Below are 21,248 nucleotides of genomic sequence, written 5' to 3'. Positions count from 1 at the left end.
CGATCGGCTCTGGCGACAATCGGTCAACGCCGGCCGCGCCAGCCACCGAGGGTGGCGAGGCCGATGACCCAGCCCACGAAGAGCCCGTACCCGGCCCCGTCGCCGGCCGCCTGAAACGCGCCGAGCAGCGTCGGGTCCGCCTGGATCAGCGTGGTGAGCAGGGCCGCGAAGGCGCCGGCGAAGACGTACGAGGCCCAGCCGGCGAAGAACTGGCTGAGCGTGCCCCGGGCCCGGGCCAACTGTGAACCGGGCAGCAGGTAGAGGAAGAGCGCGGTGAGCGCGACGACCAGGATCGCCCTGAGGTCGGCGGCAACGACGTTCTGCACCGAGTCGTCGGAGTCGAACCGCCAGGACGGCCAGGAGAGCAGCCGCAGGAACCAGCCGCCGGCCGTGTTCGGATCGGTGTTGTCCCGGGCCCAGTCGACGTACCAGGGGCTGCCGAAGACCAGGACCAGAATGAGTGCGGCGAGTGTGCCCGCACCGGTTGCGGTCTTGTAGCGATTGGTGAGAGCCATGCCGCGTTATTTCCCGGTGCCCTCAAGTGGGCAAACCCGAGAACCGCTCACCCGTTGTCGCTCAACTAATGAATAGGCACCAACGGTACGTAGCTCAAGAACTGTGCGCTACGTACGGATGTCCGGAAGAGCGGATTTAGGACTAGCAGCGGGTCCTGCACCGCCCCGACGGGTCAATGCCGCTGGAGGTAGTCGATGAAGGCGGCACGCAGCAACGGTTCGGTGTCCGGATCGGCGTACCCGTGACCAGTCAACTGCCGCCACAACGCCACCGCCTCGTCCACCGTCGGCCCCACCGAATTCGGCGAGCCGTCGAGAATCGTGGCCTCGTCGGCGTTGGGCAGGTGACGCAGCACCGACCAGAAGAAGCCGACATCGAGGCGTTCCCGGGCCCGGGCGAAAGCACGCTCCCGCAGCTCCTCAGTGGACAACGCGTCGAGCTGCGCGAACTCGGACTCGTTAGGGCCGCCGGCTGACGATTCGGTCATGCTGCCGAGCCTAGCCGGGGTTGATCCCGGCGGCACCCGGAGTGGCCACGTGTCGCCCTGCCACTGCCCGCAGGGCGCCGCTCAGCGCTCGTTGCCCCAGCGGTCGTTGCCCCATGGGTCGCTTCGGCTGGCCGGCGCCTGGTCCGGCAGCACCGAGGACCACTCCGGCCGATCCGGGGGCTCCTCGCTCCAACTGGAGGCGGTCGCGGCGGGAGCCGGTTCGGGTTGCCACTCCTCCTCGGCGGGGCCGGCGGACCGGGGCCGGCCGAACGACTCGACCAGCCGGGTCACCACCAGCCCGGCGGCAACGGTGACGGCGGCGGTGGCGGCCAGCGCGATGTCCCAGTCCCGGGCGTTCTCGTAGGCGAGGAAGAGGGTGAGCGCGGCGACCGCGAAAAGCGTGCCGAAGACCCCGCCCCGGCGACCGTACGCGCTCGTGCCGCCGACCAGCGCGACCCCGATGGCCAGACCGGTCCACTCGAGCCCGGAGGTCGGCGTCACCCGCCCGGTCCCGTCGGCGGCGAGCAGCACACCGGCCAGGGTGGCCGCCACCATCGACACGATGATCGACAGCGTGGTGATCGTCGCGGCCACCCCGCCACGACGCCGGGCCGGGTCACCGATCGGCCGGAACCGGCCCACCGAGCGTCGGATGGGCTTGATCATGCCGAGCAGGCCGCCCAGCAGCGCCAGCGCGGCGAAGCCGCCGATCAGGTAGAGGGCGTGCTCGGTCGGGTCGTAGTCCCCCTGCACGTCCACCGCCCCGGAACGCTGCTGGATGAAGACGATCACCCCGAGCGCGACGGCGAGGCTGGCACCCCAGCCCGGTACGTGGAACCCGACCACCAGCAACGCGAGCACCAGGCCGGCGGCGATCGCCCAGAGCACTGCGGGGAGCATGGCGTCGACCACGCCCCGGTCCCCGTTCTCGGCGAAGTGCAGGGCCGCCGCGACGGCGACCGGGCCGAGGGCGAGGTTGGGCGCCCCGGCGCGGAGCGTCAGGCCCGCGCCCAGCGCCAGTGCCCCCAGCGCCGCCCCGTCGACCAGCAACCGGTTCAGCGGTGCGCCCCGCAGCAGGTCGGGGTCGGTCCGGTAGAGCGCGTACGCCAGCAGCCCGGTCACCAGCAGCAGTACGAACTCCCAGCCGAAGTGCACACCGAGCCGGTCCCGGCCGGGCTCGCCGTGCGCCGGGTCGTCGAAGACGTCGTCGAGTTCGGCCGGCGAGACACCGGGCCGGGTCGGCGCCATCGGCTCGGGCGCATCGGAGAACTGCGCTGTCGTCGAACCCCTGCGGTAGTTGCCGGTGTACTCGTCGGCGGGGTAGCCGGCGGTGTAGTCGTCAGCCGCGTAACCGGCGGCGTAGCCGGGGTCGGGGCGAGCGGTCCGCTCATCGGCGTAACCACGCTCGTCGTACCAGGAGTCATCTCGCGCGCCCGCGCCGGCCGGCTCCGAGCCGGCTGACTCGTGCCGCCGATAGATCGACTCGTCGTACGCCATCTCGCGCGCCTCCCGCGGTCGTCGTGCCGACCATCCCAGCCCCTCGACGGTCGCTGGGGCCCGAGCCGGTCACAGCGCCGGACCCGACCCGACGGAACTCACGTTTCCACCGGTCGCAGGCACGCTACTCGGATCCGGCACCGCCGTCACCCCCTGCGGACGCCACTTCTGGGTTCGGCCGTCAGTCCTGGCGCTCGTCGTTTTCCCGATCGTCGCCGGGACGCTTCGGCACCCGACCGGACCGTTCCAGCAGTAGCGCCGCCACGACCAGCCCCAACGAGGCCACCAGTCCGGCGGTCGCCGCGGGCACGTCGTTGCCCGCCGCCCGGGTCGGTTCGACCAGTAGCCAGGCGTCCAGGCCGGCGTAGAACCCGGCGAAGATCGCCCCGGCCAGCGACGATGCCTTGGCCAGCACGACAAAACGCGCCACCGCGAGCGGGTCGACCGGGTCCCGACCGGGCCGACGCTCGATCCGCGCCCGGGTGTTGATCGCCGCGTACCCCTCCAGGACCGCGAGTGCGGCGATGGTCGCCGGGGGCAGCCACGGAAGCGGTGGGATGTCGGCGTAGAAGAGGCTGACCAGCAGCCAGGCCAGGGCGGCCGAGGCCAGCGCGGCGACCACCAGGGTGGCCAGCCGGGTGGGGCCCATCCGGGGGCGTTCGTCCGTCGGCCCGCGCGGTGGGGACTGCCGCTCGGTCATGGGCGTCTCCTCGCTCTGTTCGGCCGCGGCGATCCGCTCGCTCAGCCGGGCCGCACCCGTGGCCGGCGCGTTCCGCGACCCTCCGGCCGACTCGTTCCTCATATCGACTCTAACTGGAGATCGGGCCGGGCACGCACGTCCAGGACGTCGGTCGCGACCGGCTCGGTGCTCATCAGATCGGTCAGCCAGCCGTGGCCGGGGAGCTTGCCGTACGGCTGGATGTCAATCCACGGACGCAGCACGAACGCCCGCTGATGCGCCCGAGGATGCGGAAGGGTCAACTCGGGGTCGTCACTGAACACCGGTTCGCCCGCGTCGGTCCAGACCCCGATCACGTCGACGTCCAGGCTGCGGGGGCCGTACCGGCGGGCCGGGTCACGGACCCGGCCGGCGGCCTCCTCGATCCCACGGGCCCGCTCCAGCCAGTCCCGGGGCGCGGCCGCCGGGTCCGCGGCCAGCAGCGCGGCATTGAGGTACGCCGGCTGGTCCGGGTCGCCCCACGGCGGCGTCTCGTAGACCCCGGAGACAACCAGCAGTACGTCCTGGAGTGCCGTCACGGCCGAACGCAGGTGCCCGAGCCGGTCACCGAGATTGCTGCCGAGCGAGAACACCACCTGGCTCACCGCTCACCTCCGCCTGGTCAGCGTGACGGCGACGTCGGCGAACTCGTGCCGGATCGGCGCCTGTGGCTTGTGTACGGTCACCGTCGCGACCTGCACCCGAGGGTCGGCGAGACAGGCTGCGGCGAGCCGCTCCGCCAGCGTCTCGATCAGGTTCACCGGCTCGCCACCGATGATCCCGACCAGCACGTCCGCCAACTCGCCGTAGTGCACGGTGTCGGTCACCTCGTCGGAGCGGGCCGCCGGGCCGAGGTCCAGCTCCAACACCACGTCGACGAGGAAGTCCTGCCCCTGGGCCCGTTCGAAGTCGAAGACACCGTGGTGGCCACGGGCGCGCAGGCCGGTCAGGGTGATCCGGTCCGTCATCGGGTCGCCCCCGGTACGGCCAGTCGGGGTCGACCGCTCGCCTCCCAGACGGCGAGCGCGTCCGCGGTGCCGCGTACGTCGTGCACCCGTACGCCCCAGGCGCCGGCGGCGACCGCGAGCACGCTGGTGGCGACGGTCGCCGCCGCGCGTTCGTCGGTCGGGCGGGGGGTGCCGTCCGGGTCGGCGAGCAGCGCCCCCAGGTACGACTTCCGGCTCGCGGCGAAGAGCAACGGGAAGCCGAGCGCGAGCAGTTCGGGGAGCCGGGCGGTGAGCTGCCAGTTGTCGGCCGCCCCCTTGGCGAACCCGAGGCCGGGGTCGACCACGATCCGGTCGGCGGCGACGCCCGCCGCCAACGCGTCCGCGATCCGCTGGCCCAGCTCGGCCTTCACGTCGGTCACCACGTCGGTGTAGTTGGCCAGGTCCCGCATCTGCTTGGCGTGGCCGCGCCAGTGCATCAGGACCCAGGGGCAACCCGCGTCGGCGACCACCCGGGCCATGTCCGGATCGGCGAGCCCACCGGAGACGTCGTTGACGACCGTCGCTCCTGCCTCCAGCGCCGCCGCCGCGACACTGGCACGGTACGTGTCGATGCTCATCGGTACGCCGTGGGCGGCCAGTTCGCGGATGACGGGGAGCACCCGGGCCGCCTCGGTCTCGGCGTCCACCCGGTCGGCACCGGGTCGGGTCGATTCGCCGCCGACGTCGATCAGTCGGGCACCCTCGTGGCGCATCCGCAGTCCATGCCGTACGGCCGCTTCGAGGTCGGCGTACCGGCCACCGTCGGAGAAGGAGTCGGGGGTGACGTTGAGGACGCCCATCACCACCGGGCGGGCCGGTCGGAGCAACTCGTCCGGTTCCGGGCCGGTCAGTCGGGTCAGGTCGGGCGCCGCGGTGGACGCCGGTGCGGGCGCACCGGAGGTGCCAGCGGGGCCGTGGGCCAACTCAGTCACGGCTGAACGTTACCCAGCGGCATCGAACGCACCGCGTCCCACCTGGGCGGTAGCTGGCCAAACAGACCGGACAACGAGGTCGTAACGGTGACACTCCGCTTGGCTTGTTCCAAGCAGGCACGGGCCGTACCCTTTGGAATTGCGCAACAGCCGGACGTCGAAGCTTGAGGAGATGGGCCGAAGCGGACCAAAACGCCCAGAAGCCGTCACCGCTCGCGGTGAGGGTCGAGACAGAGGGTCAACCCGGCACCGCATCGCCGACCCCCTTGTTCGGCCGGGTTGGACAACTGCAGTGCCGCGATTCCGGTCGCCGCACCGGGGAGGATTCCGATGATCGCCATGGAGCTGGTGGAGACGGCGTGGGCCAACACCACGTACGCGCTCCAAACGGTCGCTCCCGTTCTCGCCGCCGAGCCGACACCCTCGCCGGGCATCAACACCGACGGTGTCGTCAGCTTCTTCGCCAGCAAGATCGCACCCATCCTGCTCGCCGTACTCGGAGTGATCTTCATCGGGCGGGCCAGCCGGGGTGAGATCTCAAAGGTGCTGACCAGTTCGGCCATCGCCATCGTCGGCCTGGCCTTCATCGCCGGTGCCGCCACGCTGTTCTTCGTCGGCGACTACCTGATCAAACTGATCTTCGAGTAGACCGCGGAGCATCCAGATGCGGCTGCGCACCGACGACGACATCTACCGGGCACGTCTGGTCTACCTCGGGCCACCCGGCTACACCCTGCCGGTGCACCTGCCCTACGCCCAGTACGGACTCTTCCTGCTACTGGTGCCGCTCTACATCTTCATCCACTGGCTGTTCACCCTCAAGGTCGAGCTCTTCCCGGCCTGGGAAATCGCACTCGCGATCGTCACCACGTCCTTCATCTTCCGGCACGTCGACCCGGACCGGCCCGCGCGAATGGTCATCCGCACCGCGCTGACCGACTGGCGACGTACCCGTGAGCCGGCCACGGAGCAGCGCGATCCCCGACTGATCGCCACCCGCATCCGGATCCGGGAGGACCTGGCATGAGTAGGCAGCGGACGAGCGTAGGGCTCGGGGCGGCGGCCGGAACGGCCACGTGGAACGAATCGAGGCGGCGCGTGAAGATCTGGTCCCAGGCAACGGGAGCTGTCCGGTCGGGCGAGGCAGCGGCATGACCCGCCCCGCCACGCCGGGTTCCCCACACCCGGCCGAAAGTGCTGCCACCCTCAGGGGTAACGGTACGCGACCGATCAGCTACGCCGAGCCCGATCTTGACGAGGACGAGACCGTCAACGACGCGCTCACCGCCACCCCCGGAAACGGCGGCGTGGCGGTATTCCAGGCGCCGCAACCCGCCCGCGACCGGTCCGCCACGCCGGCCACACCCACCGTCGCCAGCCCACCACCGGTCGACGGCCCGGACATCGACTCACCCTTCCTCGACCTGTTCGGTGGCGCGATGCCGCCCGCACCCCGGGCGCCCAGCCAGCCACAGTCGAGCGGCATCCCAGCGGCCGTCGCCGTACCCCCGGCTCCCCCAACCCGGCCAACGGGCAGCCGAACGGCCCGCGGCACCGACACCCCGCACACCGAACCCACCCGTACGGCAGCCGAGCCACCGCCCCGTACCGACACCGGATGGGCCGCCCACCCGGCCGAACTCCCCACCTGGGAACCCGACGAACTGCCCGAACCGGTGGTACGGGCCCGGACCCCGGAAAGCGGCATCGGCGTACCGGCGATGGACCCGGCCCGACGGCGGATCGCCACCGCGCCACCCAGCCAGCGCGCCGCCCCGGCCACCGGCGCGCCCGCCCGCAGGCGTATCCCGGAGCAGCCGACCCACCCACCGGTGACGTCCGAACCACACCCGTCGCCGCCCGCGGACGAGCCGTACCCGGAGGATCGTCGGGAGGCCCGCCGGACCACCGACACACCGTCGACCGCGCGGCCCGGACCACGGCCAGCCGAGGCCGGACCCGCCGCGTTCGCCGGCGACCGCGGCGAACGGCCCACCGGATTCGCCCCCGGCCGGGACGACCGGCCCACCGGACCGGACCCCCGACAGGGCGGCCCCGGACCTGACCAACACGGCCCCGACCCCACCGACCCCGGACCGCACCAGCAACGAACCGGTTCCGGCCCGGGACAGCCCCGGGAGGGGGCCGGCTCCTCGAAGGAGAAGCCCGGCCGGTCCCGGCGACGCGAGTCGGAACCGAAGCCCACCCAGGTCCGCGCCCCGAAGGTGAAGTTCACCGACCGGGATCCGGCCATCGAACTCGCCATCACCGAGATCGCCGGCCACCTGACCTTCACCCCCAACACGGTCACCGCCTGGTACTGGCTACCGGAGGTGCGCTGGGCCTTCCGCCCGGATGCCGAACGGGAGGCGCTGCTCGCCGCCATCTCCGAGCAGTACGCCGGACTCGCCGGCTTCCGGCTGCACCTGCGCCGCACCACCCGCCCCTTCCCCGCCGACGAGTGGGCCCGCACCGTCGACGCGCACACCCCCCACCCCCTGGCAGCGGTACCCGGCGCCGCCAGCTGGTCCGACCACCTGGTCGCCGCCCAACGGCACCTGCTCTCGGTGAACCACGCCGAGGGTCAGACCTATCTCGGGGTCACCTTCGCCCGCCGCTCCCTCGGCAACTCGCTCACCGAACGGATCCTGCGCACCTTCGGGCGGGGCGTGGCCGACGGTGAGCGACGCAAGCTGGGTCGCACCGTCGAACAGTTCGACGAGGTACTCGGCGCCTTCGGCATGCGCGGGCGGCGGGTCACCGCCGGTGAACTCGAGTGGCTGCTCTACCGCTCGGTGGCGCTCTGCATGGCGCCGCCCGGAACGCTCTCCCCGGTCACCAACGGACAGTGGGAACGTGGTGACCTGCTGGCCCTGACCGAACAGGTCGAGCGCTACCGCAGCCCGTACGGCTCCACGGTCAAACTGGTCAACCGGATGACCGGCGAGGAGCGACACGTCGCCGTACTCGCCGTCGGCCGGATGGAGCCGCTGGAGATCCCCGAACGGCACGAGCCCTGGCTGCACTTCCACGAGCGGCTGCCCTGGCCGATGGAACTCTCCACCCGGGTCGACATCCTCGGCTCCGGCGACTCGTTCCGTAACCTCGAACACCGGCTGCGGATGATCCGGTCGCAACAGCTCGACTACGCCGAACACGGCATCGACGCCCCGCCGGAGCTGGAACGGCTCGCCAAGCGGGCCCTGGTCATCGGCGACGAGATGACCACCGGCCTGCCGGTCGACTCGGCCCGGGCACACGGCTGGCACCGGATCGCGGTTGGTGGGCGCACCCGGGAAGAGTGCCTGGAGCGGGCTCGCCGGCTCATCCAGCTCTACTCCCGGGAACTGCGCGTGTCGCTGCAGCACCCGAAGAACCAGGACTGGCTGGCCCGCGAATTCATCCCCGGTGAGCCGATCGCCAACACCGGATACATCCGGCGGATGCCGGTCAACCTGCTCGCCGCCGCACTGCCGCAGGCCGCCTCCACGGTCGGTGACCGGCGCGGCGACCTGATCGGACGTACCGCCGGCACCTGCCGTCGGCCGGTCTTCCTCGACCTGCACTTCCCGATGGAGGTACGGGAACGTTCCGGGCTGGCCGTCTTCGTCGCCGAACCGGGCGGCGGAAAGTCGACGCTGCTCGGTGCCCTGGGCTACCTGGCCGCCCGACGCGGGGTGCAGGTGACGCTCCTGGACCCGTCCGGTCCACTGGCCCGGCTCTGCTCGATGCCAGAGCTGCGGCCGTACTCGCGGGTGCTCAACCTGACCGGCTCGGAACAGGGCACGCTCGCCCCGTACGCGTTGATCCCCACCCCACTGCGGTCGGAGTTCCCGACCGGTGCCGGTGGCGACCGGGAGTTCGAGATCGCCATCTCCAACTCCCGGGCCGAGCGGCGGATGCTGGTGCAGGACATCTGCATGATGCTGGTCCCGCCGCAGGTGGCCCGGGAGGCGTCCACCGCCACCCTGCTGCGGCACGCGGTGCGTCAGGTGCCGGCCGAGGAGACGTCCACCCTGGACGATGTCGTCGCCTGCCTGGCGAACCTCGACAACGACGAGGGCAAGGAGCTGGCCAACCTCCTGCTGGACACCGCCGAGATGCCGCTCGCGCTGCTCTTCTTCGGTCGGCCTCCGGCCGGTCTGCTCGGCGCCGACGCCGCGCTGACCGTGATCACCATGGCCGGACTGCGCCTGCCCGATCTGAAGATCGAGCGAGAGTACTGGTCGGCCGAGGAGGCTCTCGCGCTGCCGATGCTGCACACGGCACACCGACTGGCCGTACGCCGCTGCTACGGCGGCTCGATGGGATCCCGGAAGATGGTCGGTCTCGACGAGGCCCACTTCATGGAGGGCTGGCGATCCGGCCGCTCGTTCCTGGTCCGACTCGCCCGGGACTCCCGGAAGTGGAACCTCTCCGCACTGGTGGCATCCCAGAACCCCCGGGACATCCTCGGCCTGGACGTGCAGAACCTGGTCTCGACGGTGTTCGTGGGTCGGATCGCCGAGGACACCGAGATCGCCTCCGAGGCGCTACGGCTGCTCCGGGTGCCGGTCAACGACGGTTACGAGGCCACCCTGGCCTCGCTGTCGAACGTGGACTCGTCGTCAGCCTCCCGGCTCGGTTTCCGGGAGTTCGTCATGCGCGACGTCGACGGACGGGTGCAGAAGATCCGGGTCGACGTGTCGTACGTCGAGGGTCTGCTCGACCACCTCGACACCACCCCGGCCAGCGCGGCTTCGACCCCGGCGAACCTGCCCATCCCCCTCGCGGACCTGGAGGCTTGACATGGCGCGGGCCGGCGTACGCAGCATCGCGTTCCTCCTCGCCCTCGCCGTGATCGCGGTGGCGACCGTGTCCTGGCCGCTGCTCGGCGTCACGGCGACCGCCGCCCCGGCGACGACGCTGCCGGCCTACGCCCCGGCCGACCTCTGCACCACGGAGGAATGGCAGGCGGACTTCCGGACCTGTGTCGACAAGCTCCAGGAGGTCGGCGGGACAACCGCCGAGTGCCTGGATCCGCCCACTCCGGGCACGCCCGACTCCGGTCTCGCCGGCTGGTTCGCCGCCCGCCCCGACTCCGTTAAGGAACCCGGTCCACGCGGGCTCTACAGCGACTACGGCTACGCCGGCTACAGCTACGAGACCTACGACCTGGAGGGTGGCTGCGCGTCGAGCGTGGTCAACCCGGCGAGCCTCGCGCTCACCAAGGTGGCCAGTGGTGAGCTGATGGCGGCGACCGCGGTCATCGGCGCGTCGAACGCGCTCCGGGAACGGGCCTGGGACCCCCGGACCATGTGGGACTGGGCGAATCCCCTGGTCGAACAGGCAACCAAGGCAGTGTACGAGAAGGTCTTCAGCGTCTTCGGCATCATCACTCTCTGTGTTGTCGGGCTCTATCTGCTGTGGCGGTCGCGGCAGTCCGAGATGAGCCACGCGATGACCACCGCCGGCTGGGCGCTGCTGGTGATGGTGGCGGTGACCGCGTTGGCCGCGTGGCCGGTGCAGTCGGCGAACATCGCCGACAACGCCCTGATCTCCTCGCTCAGCGTCGTACACGAGGCCGTCGGACCCTCGACCAGAGACATCCCGCCGGAAGAGTGCTCGGCGCTGGACCCGAGAGCCTGCACGGACAAGCGGCCCCCGGCGGTACGAGCCAGCGACATCTCGACCGAGACCATGCTCTACCGGAACTGGCTGCGTGGCCTGCTCGGCTCGGCCGACAGCGTGACGGCCAAGAAGTACGGCAAGGCGTTGTACGACGCCAAGTCGCTGACCTGGGAGGAGACCGAGCGACTGCGGGCCAACCCCACCACCCGGGACACCATCTTCGAGGCGAAGAAGAACCAGTGGAACAAGGTCGCCCAGCAGATCAAGATCGAGGATCCCGAGGCGTACGAGTACCTCCAGGGGAGCCGGGACATGGAGCGGATCGGTGCGGGTTTCATCGCCGCGCTCGCCGCCCTGCTCTTCGCCCTGTTCGACCTGACCGCCTCACTGCTGGTCCTGCTCGGCTTCCTGATCTTCCGCTGGGCTGTCATCGCCGCGCCGGTGCTCGGCACCGTGGGCCTGATGCGGCCCGCGAGCGCCGGGCTGCGTCGGCTGGCCAACGCGGTTGTCGCGGCGGTGTTCAACATCGCCATCTTCGGGACCGGCGCGGCCATCTACCTGTTCGCCGTCGACCTGGTGATGAGCACACCGACCCTGCCCGGCTGGCTACAGGTCGTGCTCGTGTTCCTGACCGGCGTGGTGGGGTGGCTGTTGCTCCGGCCCTACCGGCGGATCACCCAACTTGGTGGCAAGACGACCACGCGTACGGTCGACGCCGAGCAGTCCTGGCACCGCCGCTTCCTGCGTGACCTGCGGGAGTCGTCCCGCTCGGACCAGTCCGACTCCCGCGGCGACCGGGCCGTCGGCAAGCGGCGCGAGGTGATGGCCGAGCAGACCAACCTGCGTCCCGAGGCCCGGTTGGAGGATCCGTCGCACTCGGCCGACACCCGTGCCGGCGAGCGATCGGATGGCCGGGAGGGTCGCCCGGACGGTCGGGAAGAGTCCGGCGGGGCCGGCCAGCCGGACCGGGGCGGCCCGTCGAAGCAGACCGCACCGCGTCCCCGAAGCGGACGGGGCGCGGAGTGGACCGATCCGGACGTGCCGGCGGAGAAACCGACGTACGTGCTCTACCGTCCCGACTCGGCCAAGCGGCCGGAGACGACGCCGACACCGACGCCGACCGCACCCCGGATCCGGTCCGAGGCGAGGTAGACCGTGCGACGCGCACTCGAGACCCTGGTCACCGGCATCCTGCGGTCCCGACTCGGGATCGCACTGATGCTGGCTGTGCTGATCCTGGGCGTGGTGGGTGCGGCCCGACTCGTCTCCGGCGTCTCCGGAAACGACTCCGGGCTCTCCGGGGCACCGGTCGAGCCGATCGCCACGGTCGACCCGACGACCGGCGACGACGGCGTCATCACCACCGAGCCGCCACCGACACCACGGACCAGTCCGGGCGCGGCGGCACCGGAGGAGATCGCGGGTAGGTTCGCCGCTGCCTGGCTCGCCCACGAGGGAGTGTCGGCGAAGCAGTGGCACGACAAGCTCCGCCCCCTCTCCACGAGTGGACTGGCGGACCGGCTCAGTGGTGTGGACCCGGCGGGAGTGCCGGCGGAACGACTCACCGGCAAGCTGGAGGTCGTCACCCGCAGCGCCGAGCTCGTCGAGGTCAGCGTGCCGGTCGACGCCGGCACGCTCCGTCTCGAGCTGGTCGCCCCGCAGGGGCGATGGCTGGTCGACGCGGTGGATTGGGAGCGAGGATGACCACGGTCCGGAGTGGACGATGAGCGACGACCAGGATCCCGCGGCGAACGCCCGGCGCAGGCGACTGCCGGCGCTGGCCATCGCGCTCACCGCCGCGCTGGCGCTGCTCTGCTGCACCGGGGGGACCGGTGCGCTGCTCTTCTCCGAGTTCCTCGGAAAGTCCGACGACCCGGTGCTCAACACCTTCGGCTGCGGCCAGGACAAGCCGATCGAAATCAAGGACGGCCTGCCGATCATCGAGCCGTACGACGCGGCCCAGATGCGCAACGCCGCGGTCATCATCAACGTCGGTGCGCAGATGCGGGTTCCTCCACGGGGCTGGGTGATCGCGGTGGCGACCGCCATGCAGGAGTCCCGGCTGAGCAACCTGCCCCACCTCGGCGCCAGCAACGACCACGACTCGATCGGCCTGTTCCAGCAGCGGCCCTCGCAGGGCTGGGGTACACCCCAGCAGCTGCTGGATCCCGAGTACACGTCGCGCAAGTTCTACGAGAAGCTGCTGGAGGTACGCGGCTGGCAGAAGAAACGGCTGACCGATGCCGCGCAGCGGGTCCAGCGCAGCGCCTTCCCCGACGCGTACGCCAAACACGAGGCGATCGCCACCCAGATCGTGAACGCACTCACCAAGGGTGCCGCCCGTGCGGCTGGCGCCGGTGTGCCGGTGAACGGTGCCGATCTGCGGTGCGCAGCTGGTGCGGACATCGCCGCCTCCGGTTGGACCCTGCCCATCCCGGGCGCGGTCGGGTCCGGCTTCCGCACCGCCTCGCGGCCGTCGCACAACGGGGTCGACATCGGTGCGGCGAAGGGGACCGAGATCCGCGCCGCGGCGAGTGGACGGGTGCTGGTGGCCCGCTGTGATCCCGACCGGGGCGGCGTACGCAGTTGTGACGTCGACGGATTCCCCGGCAAGGGTGGCTGCGGCTGGTTCGTCGACATCCTGCACGCCAATCAGATCATCACGCGATACTGTCACATGGTCAGAAAGCCACTGGTGAACGTGAACGACATGGTGGAGGCCGGACAGGTGATCGGCAATGTCGGCTCAAGCGGTAACTCCTCCGGGCCGCACCTGCACTTCGAGGTGCACGTGAAGGGCGACCGGAGCAGTCGGGGTGCGATCAACCCGGTGCCGTTCATGCGGGATCGCGGCGCGACCTTGCAGGGGAACGGATGAGGTTGGTCCGGCCAACCCGATCCGATCGGCACCGGAAACCTCGGCCGTGACCGGCGACCCTCTCCCCGATCCGTTCGCCGGGCAACCGGACTGGGCGCCCCGGCCACCCCGGCCGGTCGTGCTCGCCACCAGCGGGGAACAACTCGATCTGCGCGGTCGCCGGGTCCTGGTCGGTCTTCCCGGTCTGGGGTGGCGGGCCGACCTGCGTTCGGACGAGCGGGTGGTGCAGGGCAGCCGCACCTACGTACCGGTGATTCCCGAACAGGAGTGGTACCGGGCCGAAGCGGAGCAGATCGAGGTTTTCGCGCCGCTGGTACCGGCGGACCGGGTCTGGGTGGAGACCCTCGGGGAACCAGCGGGGCCGGATCTCGGCGTACGCGCCCCCTCCGGCGACGTGCTCTCCCTGCTGGTCTCACTCGACCGGCCCGCGCACCGGCCCCCGTTGCCGGTTGTCGAGGCGGACTCGGTCTCCGGGCGCCGGGTGGTGCACGTAGTGGATACCGTCGAACGCCGCGACCTGCGGGCCGTCACCGAGGTCTACACCAGCACGGAAGGTGACATCTGCGTACGGGTCACGCCGGAACTCGACTGGTACCGCTGGGGATGGAGCGGGCAGCCACCGGCCACTCTGGAGATTCCGGTTCACCTGCTCTGGATCGAGTGACCGCTCGATCGGCGGTCACTAGGTGACCCGCGAGGCTTCGCAGACCCGCCAGGCGCCGTCCCGTTCGGTGACAAACCGCCAGGATTGTCGTTCGCTTTGAATCAGATCGTTCACCCAGGTGGAGAGAACCAAGTCGACCAGGACCTCGGCCCTGTCGCCTTCCTCGTGCGGGTCCAATTTGCCCCACTTGACGTGGAAGGTGGTATCAAACCGCTTCTCGCGCTCCACGAGGTCGGCCCGCAATGCGGCCAACTCGGCCAACTTGGACGTGTCCCCACAGGCCAGCGGCTTGGCCCGGATGTCGTTCCGGTCAGCCATGTACGCCTGGAGGTAGTTGTTCACGGTGATGTCGGGCGCGCTCTGGTCCGGGCTGGTGTAGCGGTCGTACGCGACGTACGCGATGGCCGCACCGGCGACACCCAGCACGGCGAGCAGCCCGGCGACGATCGCCAGGACCGTGCGCAACCGGCGACGCTTCGGGGCGGGTGGAATCGCGACCGGGTCAGGGCTCTCCTGTCCCGACCTGGTGCGCTGGGCGGGGACCCACGACACCTGGGAACCCGCGGGGGGCTGCACTGATTCCACACCCTGAGGCTATCGGTTGGCGGGTTCCGACCCAATGGGCGAGAAGCACAGCTTGATAACTCAATGGCAGCAAAGTGTGACGATATGCAGTTGATGCGACATGAGCACCCTCCGTGCTCGGCTGTGCGTCCACGATGATCGGCTCCGGCTGGGATAACGTCTCCGACAGAAGAGGTACCCGCCCCGGGTGACCCGCCACGAGTGAGAGGTGGAGGGGGTGACCCAAGTGAAGACGAGGACCAGTCAAGCGGCGGCGCTGCACCGCCAGGCCGCGGCCACCGCGGTGGCCGCCGCCACCACCTTGGACGCGACCCAGCCGGCCCCGGCAGACCAGCGGGAGCAGCACGAACTCGCGGAGCGGCTTCGGGCCGCCGCGGCTGCACTGGTGCCCGGTTGGCTCGGCGCACCACTGGGCGCGCAGGCGGTGGACACCCCGCTGGGCGGCCCCGGGCTCCCCGGCTTCGTCCGGGTCGGCATCGCACAACCACTCGACGACGCCCGGTTCCCGGCGGTCGTACCGCTGCTCGGCACCGGCCACCTCACCATCGACGCGGACGCTCGCGACCCCCGGGTGTCCGGCCTGGTCCGCGCGGTCCTGCTCCGGTTGCTGGCCGCCGCCCCCGCCGGCTCGCTGCTGGTACGGGCGGTGGACGCGGCCACCGCCGGCCGACTCTTCGCGCCGTTCGCGCCGCTGGCCGACGCCGGCCTCATGCCGCCGCCGGCAACCGACCGGGCCGGTCTGCGGGCCATCCTGACCGAGGCCGAGCAGTGGGTACGGCCCGCCCGCCCGCACTCCGACCGGGGCCGCCGCCACGAGCGCACCCTGCTGCTGGTGATCGCCTCGCTGCCCGAGCTGACCGAGTCGGCGGACCTGGTCCGCATCGGCGCCCTGGCCCAGCATGGTCCCGCGGCCGGGCTGCACCTGATGATCGCGGGCTGGCCGCCACCACCGCTGACCGCGGAGACCACCCAACCTCCCCTGGCCGACAGCACGATGATCGCTTTGCGCAACCCGTACGCGCTGGTCGGTGACCCGCCCGGCGCCTCGTTCGGCAGCCCGGGTGAACACCTGCCCTCCACCGGGCTCAACTCTCCGGTCTTCCTCGACGAGGACCCGCCGGCGCAGCTCTTCCAACGCGTCTGCCAGGAGTTGGCCGCGCGGGTCAACGCGAACTCACGCCCGCACCTGGCCGACCTGCTGCCCGAAGGGGCGGACGGCCTCTGGACAGCGGATCCGGCCGAGGGTCTGGTCACCACGGTCGGCCGGGACGGCGAGATCCCGGTGACGCTGCGGTTCAACGAACTCACCCCGCACTGGCTGGTCAGTGGGCGCCCCGGTGCCGGCAAGTCCGCGTTCCTGGTCAACGTGATCTACGGTCTCTGCGCCCACTACTCTCCCGACGATCTGATGCTCTACCTGCTCGACTTCGCCGAGGGATCGTCGTTCGAGGAGGTCGTTCCGGCGGGTCACGATCCGTCGTGGCTGCCGCACGCGCGGGTGGTCGGGATGGAGTGCGACCGGGAGTACGGACTGGCCGTGCTCGACGAACTCGACGCGGAGGTGACCCGGCGCGCGGCCCTGGCCGAGTCCGCCGGCGTCACCCGGTTCGCCGACCTGCGCGCCCGGCACCGGATGCCGCGGATCCTCTGCGTGCTGGACAGCTTCCGGTTCCTGCTGGACGCCGAGGACGACGCTGACCCGCAGGCCCGCCGCCGACTCGAGTCGCTGGCCCGCCGCAGCCGTCCGTACGGCGTACATCTGGTCCTGGTGAACCGGGCCGTCTCCGATCCGGCGCCGGGATACGGACAGCGGGACTCGGTGTACGCCCAGTTCCCGGTCCGGGTGGCGCTGCCCGGCGGTGGTGAGGTGCTGGAGCCGACAAACGACGCGGCGGCCGGTCTGCCGATGGGCAGTGCGGTGGTCAACACGGCGGGCGGGTTGGGTGGCCCACGCGGCGCCACCCGGGGACACGAGCGCGTGGTCCAGTTCCCCGACCCGCAGGTCGACCCCGGCGCACTGGCTGCGCTACGGCAGCGACTCTGGCAGGCACGGGCGGCGGACGCCTTACCGCCGACGATCTTCGTCGGGTACGCGGAGCAGGCGCTGACCGAGGATCCCGGCTACCTGGCGGCGGCTGCGGGCCTGAGCGCCGGACCGGCCGCCCTGGTCGGCCGGGTGCTCGCACCGGCGCTCGAGACCGCCGCGATCTCGTTCGACAAGTCAAGCGCGCGGCACCTGGTGGTCCTCGGCCCGGCCGGGGCCGACGTACTCGACGTGGCGGCGCGCAGCCTGGCCGCGCACCTGCCGAGCGGCGCCGGCCGGTTCGTGGTCGCGTCTCTCGCGCCGGGGACGGTCGGTCCGGCGAGCCGGCTCGCCGCCGACCTCACCAGCGAGCGACACGAGGTGCTGATGGTCGACGCCACCGGGCTGGATCGCGTGCTCGACCAGGAGGAACCCGGCTACCTGGTGCTCTTCGGTCTGGACGGGCTCGCACCGACGGCTCTGCCCACCGACCGGCTCGCCGTGCTGCTGCGCGAGTGGCCGAATCGCGGCGTGCACCTGCTGGCCTGGGCGGAGCGGCCCGGTCGCCTCGCCGGGGTTCTCGGCGTTGAACCGGCCACCGCCCAGGGCGCCATCGACTCCGGCGGGGGTGGCGCGACCGGGCCGGCCGGTGACCGGGCCGCCGGTGCCCTGGTCAGCGATCTGGTCCTGCTGGGACTCCCGGAAGCCGAACTGGCCGGACTGCTCGGCCGCCCCGTCGTACGGCCACGCCGTGGTCGGGCACTGTGGCATGACCGGCGGGCCGACCGGACCACCATGATCGTCCCGTTCGTCCTTCCGGAGGTGCTCCGGTGAGCGCCTGGGAGGAGTATCTCGCCGCCGCGCAGCGGCTCGACGCGGTTCGCCGAGGGGCGGCGACCGCAGCCGGCGAGCAGGCTGAGGCGGTGCAGGACGCCCGGGAGGAACTGACCGCCGTACGGGCCCGGCTGGTGCCGCAGCAGGCACGTCTGCGCGCCCTGGGCGTACCGGAACCGGAACTCGTACCGGCACCGGCCGAGGTGGCCGCAGCCGGTCAGGCGATGGCGGCTGGTCCAGCGGCGGTCCTGGCCGGGCTGCGTCAGGCGCGGGGCACGGCGGACGTGGCGGACGTCATGGTCACCGCGACCCGGCTACCGGCCGTGGGCAGTGGGGCGGACCGCCGTCGCCGGACATGGGTGCACGGACTGGTGGTGTACGGCCCGTTCGCTCTCGCGGTGCTGGTGCTGCTGAGCTGTCTGGGCATCGGCGCGTTCGCGTTGTTCGGCTAGTGCCGTCCGTGGCTGCGCCTAGGAGTGCATGATCAGGGCCATCGCCTCGGCGCGGGACCTCGAGTCCTCCTGGAGCGAGCCGCGTACCGCTGAGGTGATGGTCTTGGCACCGGACTTCTGGATGCCCCGCATCGCCATGCACATGTGTTCGCACTCGAGTACGACGACCACACCGCGTGGTTGCAGCTTCTCGGTGAGCAGGTCGGCGATCTGGCTGGTCAGCCGCTCCTGGACCTGTGGTCGCCGGGCGTAGACCTCGACCAGGCGGGCCAGCTTGGAAAGGCCGGTGATCCGCCCGTTGGCACCCGGGATGTAGCCGATGTGGGCCATTCCCCGGAACGGGAGCAGGTGGTGCTCACAGAGGCTCATCACGTCGATGTCGCGGACCAGCACCAGCTCGCTGTGGTTGGCCTCGAAGGTGGTGCCGAGCACCTGGGCGGGATCGACCCGCAGGCCGGCGAAGAGTTCCGCGTACGCCCGGGCGACCCGGGCCGGGGTCTTCACCAGGCCGTCCCGATCGGGGTCCTCGCCGACCGCGATGAGGATCTCGCGTACCGCCTTCTCGATCCGTAGCAGGTCGACGGCGTCCTCCACCGGGCTGCCGGTGAGCTTGCCGTCGACCAGTCGGGCGGCGAGGTAGTCCAGCGTGTCGTCGTTGTCGGGCTCGGTGGACGAGGCGTCGTGCACCTCGTCCACCGGGCCGACGATGTCGCTGCTCAGTGCGGGCCGTCCGAGTTGGGCGCGGGCGGCGTGGCACCGCCGCCACCGACGGTCGCCTCGGCGCCGTCCGCCTCGGCCTGCGCCTTGAGCTTGTCCTTCTCAGCCGGGGTGAGCACCGGGGGCTCGGTCGACGGCTGCCGCTTGCCGAACCCGTTGTACGGGGCGAGCGGCGGACGCTTGACCACCCGGGCGCAGATCCGGGCCATGTCGGCGGTGGAGAGGGTTTCCTTCTCCATCAGCTCGAGCACGATGTTGTCGAGCACGTCGCGGTACTCGACCAGGATCTCCCAGGCCTCGTCGTGGGCCAGTTCGACCAGCGCGCGCATCTCGGCGTCGATCTCGGCGGCGACCGAGTCGGAGTAGTCCCGCTCGTGGCCCATGTTGCGGCCGAGGAACGGTTCGTCACCGGTGGTGCCGTACTTGATCGCGCCCAGCTTCGAGCTCATGCCGTACTGGGTGATCATCGCGCGGGCCAGTGCGGTGGCCTTCTCGATGTCGTTGCCGGCACCCGTGGTGGGCTCGTGGAAGACGAGTTCCTCGGCTGCCCGACCACCGAGCGCGTACGCCAGCGTGTCGACCATCTCGGCCCGGGTCTGGGTGTACTTGTCCTCGGTCGGCAGCACCAGGGTGTGGCCGAGCGAACGTCCCCGGGACAGGATCGTCACCTTGTGCACCGGCGCGGAGTGCGGCAGCGCCCAGGCCACCAGCGCGTGTCCACCCTCGTGGTACGCGGTGATCTTCTTCTCCTGGTCGCTCATCACCCGGGTACGCCGCTGCGGGCCGGCGATCACACGGTCGATCGACTCCTCGAGCGAATCGTTGGAGATCGCCCGCTTGTTGCCACGGGCGGTCAGCAGCGCCGACTCGTTGATCACGTTCGCCAGGTCGGCACCGGTGAAGCCCGGGGTACGGCGAGCCACCGCGTCAAGGTCGACGTCGGGCGAGAACGGCTTGCCCTTGGCGTGTACCCGGAGGATCGCCTTGCGGCCCTCCATGTCCGGGGTGTCCACCGCGATCTGCCGGTCGAAGCGGCCCGGGCGCAGCAGCGCCGGGTCGAGGATGTCCGGCCGGTTGGTCGCGGCGATCAGGATCACGCCGCCCTTGGTGTCGAAGCCGTCCATCTCGACCAGAAGCTGGTTGAGGGTCTGCTCACGTTCGTCGTGGCCACCACCCATGCCAGCGCCCCGGTGCCGGCCGACCGCGTCGATCTCGTCGACGAAGACGATCGCCGGAGCGTTCGACTTCGCCTGCTCGAACAGGTCACGGACCCGGCTCGCGCCGACACCGACGAACATCTCGACGAAGTCGGAACCGGAGATCGAGTAGAACGGCACCCCCGCCTCACCGGCGACCGCCCGCGCAAGCAGGGTCTTTCCGGTTCCGGGCGGCCCGAAGAGCAGTACGCCCTTGGGGATCTTGGCACCGAGCGCCTGGTACTTCGCCGGGTTCTGGAGGAAGTCCTTGATCTCGTGGAGTTCCTCGACCGCCTCTTCCGAGCCGGCGACGTCGGCGAAGGTCGTCTTCGGGGTGTCCTTGGTGATCATCTTCGCCTTGGACTTGCCGAAGTTGAGCACCCGGGACCCACCGCCCTGCATCTGCGACATGAACAGCAGCAGCAGGATCACCAGTACGGCGATGGGCAGCAGGTTGACCAGGAGCGTCAGGAAGACGTTGTCACTGGACACCTTGGTGTCGGCGGGACCGGTGATCCGGTTCGCCGCCTTGGCCGCCTCGACCTGGTTCCAGACGTCACGGCCGATCTCGGCCGGGAACTGGGCCTGGATCCGATCGGTAGTGGTGTCGCCGAACTTGGTCTTGTTGGCCAGGTCGAGCTGGAGCGTCTGCTCCTTGTCCTGGAAGACCGCCTTCTTGATACTGGCCGTGTGGAGCTGATCAAGGGCGACCGAGGTGTCGACCTTGTGGTAGCTCGGGCCGCCGGTGAAGAACGAGCTGAGCGCGATCGCACCGATGATCACCAGGATGATCCAGACCACCGGGCGGCGGAAGAAACGCGTACGTTCCATACTGTTGTCGAGCGCCTTGGCGCCCGGACCCTCCTGATCGACGTCCTGACCGTCTGGGTTGGCTTGTCGCCGCGCGGAGCGGCGGCCGGGGCCGCCTTGCGGGCCGGCCTCGACCTCGACGCGAATATCTCGCCGGGGTGATTCGACGGTACACCGTGACCGCGAGGAGTGAGCTTGCGAGCCCAGCAGTCGCGATCCGGTGCCGCTCCGTGAGCGCTGGAGGAAACCCTCCGTGGACGCCCTCGGCTCGCCCGTCGTGCCAGCGTGACGGCGAACTTGCGCCCGGTTCCCGACCTGTCCGGTCAAACAGGGCGAAAGACCC

19 protein-coding genes and 1 pseudogene are annotated in these 21,248 nt (G+C 70.9%); 9 read left to right on the top strand and 11 right to left on the bottom strand.

Annotated elements, in window-relative coordinates:
* Positions 1–23: 23 nt before the first annotated feature.
* From BDK92_RS19730 to folP, 7 genes are all read right to left on the bottom strand, one after another.
* Entirely contained in the window at positions 24–515 is a 492-nt protein-coding gene (locus BDK92_RS19730; protein WP_121158032.1) for a hypothetical protein, read from the bottom strand.
* A gap of 173 nt (positions 516–688) precedes the next feature.
* Positions 689–1,003 (bottom strand): hypothetical protein, encoded by a 315-nt coding sequence (locus BDK92_RS19725; RefSeq protein WP_121158031.1) that lies wholly within the window; start codon positions 1,001–1,003, stop codon positions 689–691.
* Positions 1,004–1,084: 81 nt separating this feature from the next.
* Positions 1,085–2,500, bottom strand: coding sequence for an ABC transporter permease (locus BDK92_RS19720; RefSeq protein ID WP_121158030.1), 1,416 nt, complete (start codon positions 2,498–2,500; stop codon positions 1,085–1,087).
* Between the two features lie 181 nt (positions 2,501–2,681).
* Positions 2,682–3,200 carry a DUF3180 domain-containing protein gene (locus BDK92_RS19715; RefSeq protein ID WP_121162401.1) on the bottom strand — a complete coding sequence of 173 codons (519 nt, stop codon included), beginning with the start codon at positions 3,198–3,200 and terminating at the stop codon, positions 2,682–2,684.
* Between the two features lie 98 nt (positions 3,201–3,298).
* Complete coding sequence (gene folK, locus BDK92_RS19710; RefSeq protein ID WP_121158029.1) at positions 3,299–3,823, bottom strand: 2-amino-4-hydroxy-6-hydroxymethyldihydropteridine diphosphokinase; 525 nt, start codon at positions 3,821–3,823, stop codon at positions 3,299–3,301.
* Positions 3,824–3,826: 3 nt separating this feature from the next.
* A complete protein-coding gene (gene folB / locus BDK92_RS19705; protein ID WP_121158028.1) occupies positions 3,827–4,186 on the bottom strand; it encodes a dihydroneopterin aldolase in 360 nt (119 codons plus the stop codon).
* Positions 4,183–5,004 carry a dihydropteroate synthase gene (folP, locus tag BDK92_RS19700; protein ID WP_121162400.1) on the bottom strand — a complete coding sequence of 274 codons (822 nt, stop codon included), beginning with the start codon at positions 5,002–5,004 and terminating at the stop codon, positions 4,183–4,185. Before folP ends, folB begins: the two co-directional genes overlap by 4 nt.
* A gap of 462 nt (positions 5,005–5,466) precedes the next feature.
* On the opposite strand from folP, the gene BDK92_RS19695 reads away from it, so the two are divergent.
* Both BDK92_RS19695 and BDK92_RS19690 read left to right on the top strand, forming a co-directional pair.
* Positions 5,467–5,784, top strand: a complete 318-nt coding sequence (locus tag BDK92_RS19695) for a hypothetical protein (RefSeq protein WP_121158027.1) — start codon at positions 5,467–5,469, stop codon at positions 5,782–5,784.
* A gap of 16 nt (positions 5,785–5,800) precedes the next feature.
* Complete coding sequence (locus BDK92_RS19690) at positions 5,801–6,163, top strand: hypothetical protein (protein WP_121158026.1); 363 nt, start codon at positions 5,801–5,803, stop codon at positions 6,161–6,163.
* 207 nt (positions 6,164–6,370) lie between these two features.
* On the opposite strand, the gene BDK92_RS41215 is transcribed toward BDK92_RS19690, so the two are convergent.
* Entirely contained in the window at positions 6,371–7,132 is a 762-nt protein-coding gene (locus tag BDK92_RS41215; protein WP_425462244.1) for a hypothetical protein, read from the bottom strand.
* A 170-nt stretch (positions 7,133–7,302) separates the two neighbouring features.
* On the opposite strand from BDK92_RS41215, the pseudogene BDK92_RS19685 reads away from it, so the two are divergent.
* The 5 genes and pseudogenes from BDK92_RS19685 to BDK92_RS19665 all read left to right on the top strand — a co-directional run.
* Positions 7,303–9,923: pseudogene (locus BDK92_RS19685) on the top strand (ATP-binding protein); the annotation flags it as partial.
* Position 9,924: 1 nt separating this feature from the next.
* The gene (locus tag BDK92_RS19680; protein ID WP_121158024.1) at positions 9,925–11,898 is read left to right on the top strand and encodes an MFS transporter; all 1,974 of its coding nucleotides are present in this window, start codon (positions 9,925–9,927) and stop codon (positions 11,896–11,898) included.
* A gap of 3 nt (positions 11,899–11,901) precedes the next feature.
* Positions 11,902–12,450 (top strand): hypothetical protein, encoded by a 549-nt coding sequence (locus BDK92_RS19675; RefSeq protein ID WP_121158023.1) that lies wholly within the window; start codon positions 11,902–11,904, stop codon positions 12,448–12,450.
* A gap of 19 nt (positions 12,451–12,469) precedes the next feature.
* Positions 12,470–13,624, top strand: a complete 1,155-nt coding sequence (locus BDK92_RS19670; protein ID WP_121158022.1) for a M23 family metallopeptidase — start codon at positions 12,470–12,472, stop codon at positions 13,622–13,624.
* Positions 13,625–13,670: 46 nt separating this feature from the next.
* Positions 13,671–14,288 (top strand): hypothetical protein, encoded by a 618-nt coding sequence (locus BDK92_RS19665; protein ID WP_121158021.1) that lies wholly within the window; start codon positions 13,671–13,673, stop codon positions 14,286–14,288.
* A gap of 18 nt (positions 14,289–14,306) precedes the next feature.
* Here BDK92_RS19665 and BDK92_RS19660 read toward each other — a convergent pair whose 3' ends face one another.
* A complete protein-coding gene (locus BDK92_RS19660) occupies positions 14,307–14,873 on the bottom strand; it encodes a hypothetical protein (protein ID WP_342775833.1) in 567 nt (188 codons plus the stop codon).
* A 226-nt stretch (positions 14,874–15,099) separates the two neighbouring features.
* On the opposite strand from BDK92_RS19660, the gene BDK92_RS19655 reads away from it, so the two are divergent.
* Together BDK92_RS19655 and BDK92_RS19650 are read left to right on the top strand one after the other, a co-directional pair.
* Complete coding sequence (locus BDK92_RS19655; RefSeq protein WP_246017134.1) at positions 15,100–17,730, top strand: FtsK/SpoIIIE domain-containing protein; 2,631 nt, start codon at positions 15,100–15,102, stop codon at positions 17,728–17,730.
* Positions 17,727–18,182 (top strand): hypothetical protein, encoded by a 456-nt coding sequence (locus BDK92_RS19650; RefSeq protein ID WP_121158019.1) that lies wholly within the window; start codon positions 17,727–17,729, stop codon positions 18,180–18,182. The genes BDK92_RS19655 and BDK92_RS19650 overlap by 4 nt, the downstream gene beginning before the upstream one ends.
* Before the next feature lie 18 nt (positions 18,183–18,200).
* On the opposite strand, the gene folE is transcribed toward BDK92_RS19650, so the two are convergent.
* Both folE and ftsH read right to left on the bottom strand, forming a co-directional pair.
* On the bottom strand, positions 18,201–18,869 hold the full coding sequence (folE, locus tag BDK92_RS19645; protein ID WP_121162398.1) for a GTP cyclohydrolase I FolE: 669 nt from the start codon (positions 18,867–18,869) through the stop codon (positions 18,201–18,203).
* A 29-nt stretch (positions 18,870–18,898) separates the two neighbouring features.
* Entirely contained in the window at positions 18,899–20,926 is a 2,028-nt protein-coding gene (gene ftsH, locus BDK92_RS19640) for an ATP-dependent zinc metalloprotease FtsH (RefSeq protein ID WP_121158018.1), read from the bottom strand.
* Positions 20,927–21,248 lie beyond the last annotated feature (322 nt).

The organism is Micromonospora pisi (genome assembly GCF_003633685.1).
GTDB lineage: Bacteria > Actinomycetota > Actinomycetes > Mycobacteriales > Micromonosporaceae > Micromonospora_G > Micromonospora_G pisi.
This window is presented reverse-complemented; position numbering and strand designations above follow the sequence as displayed.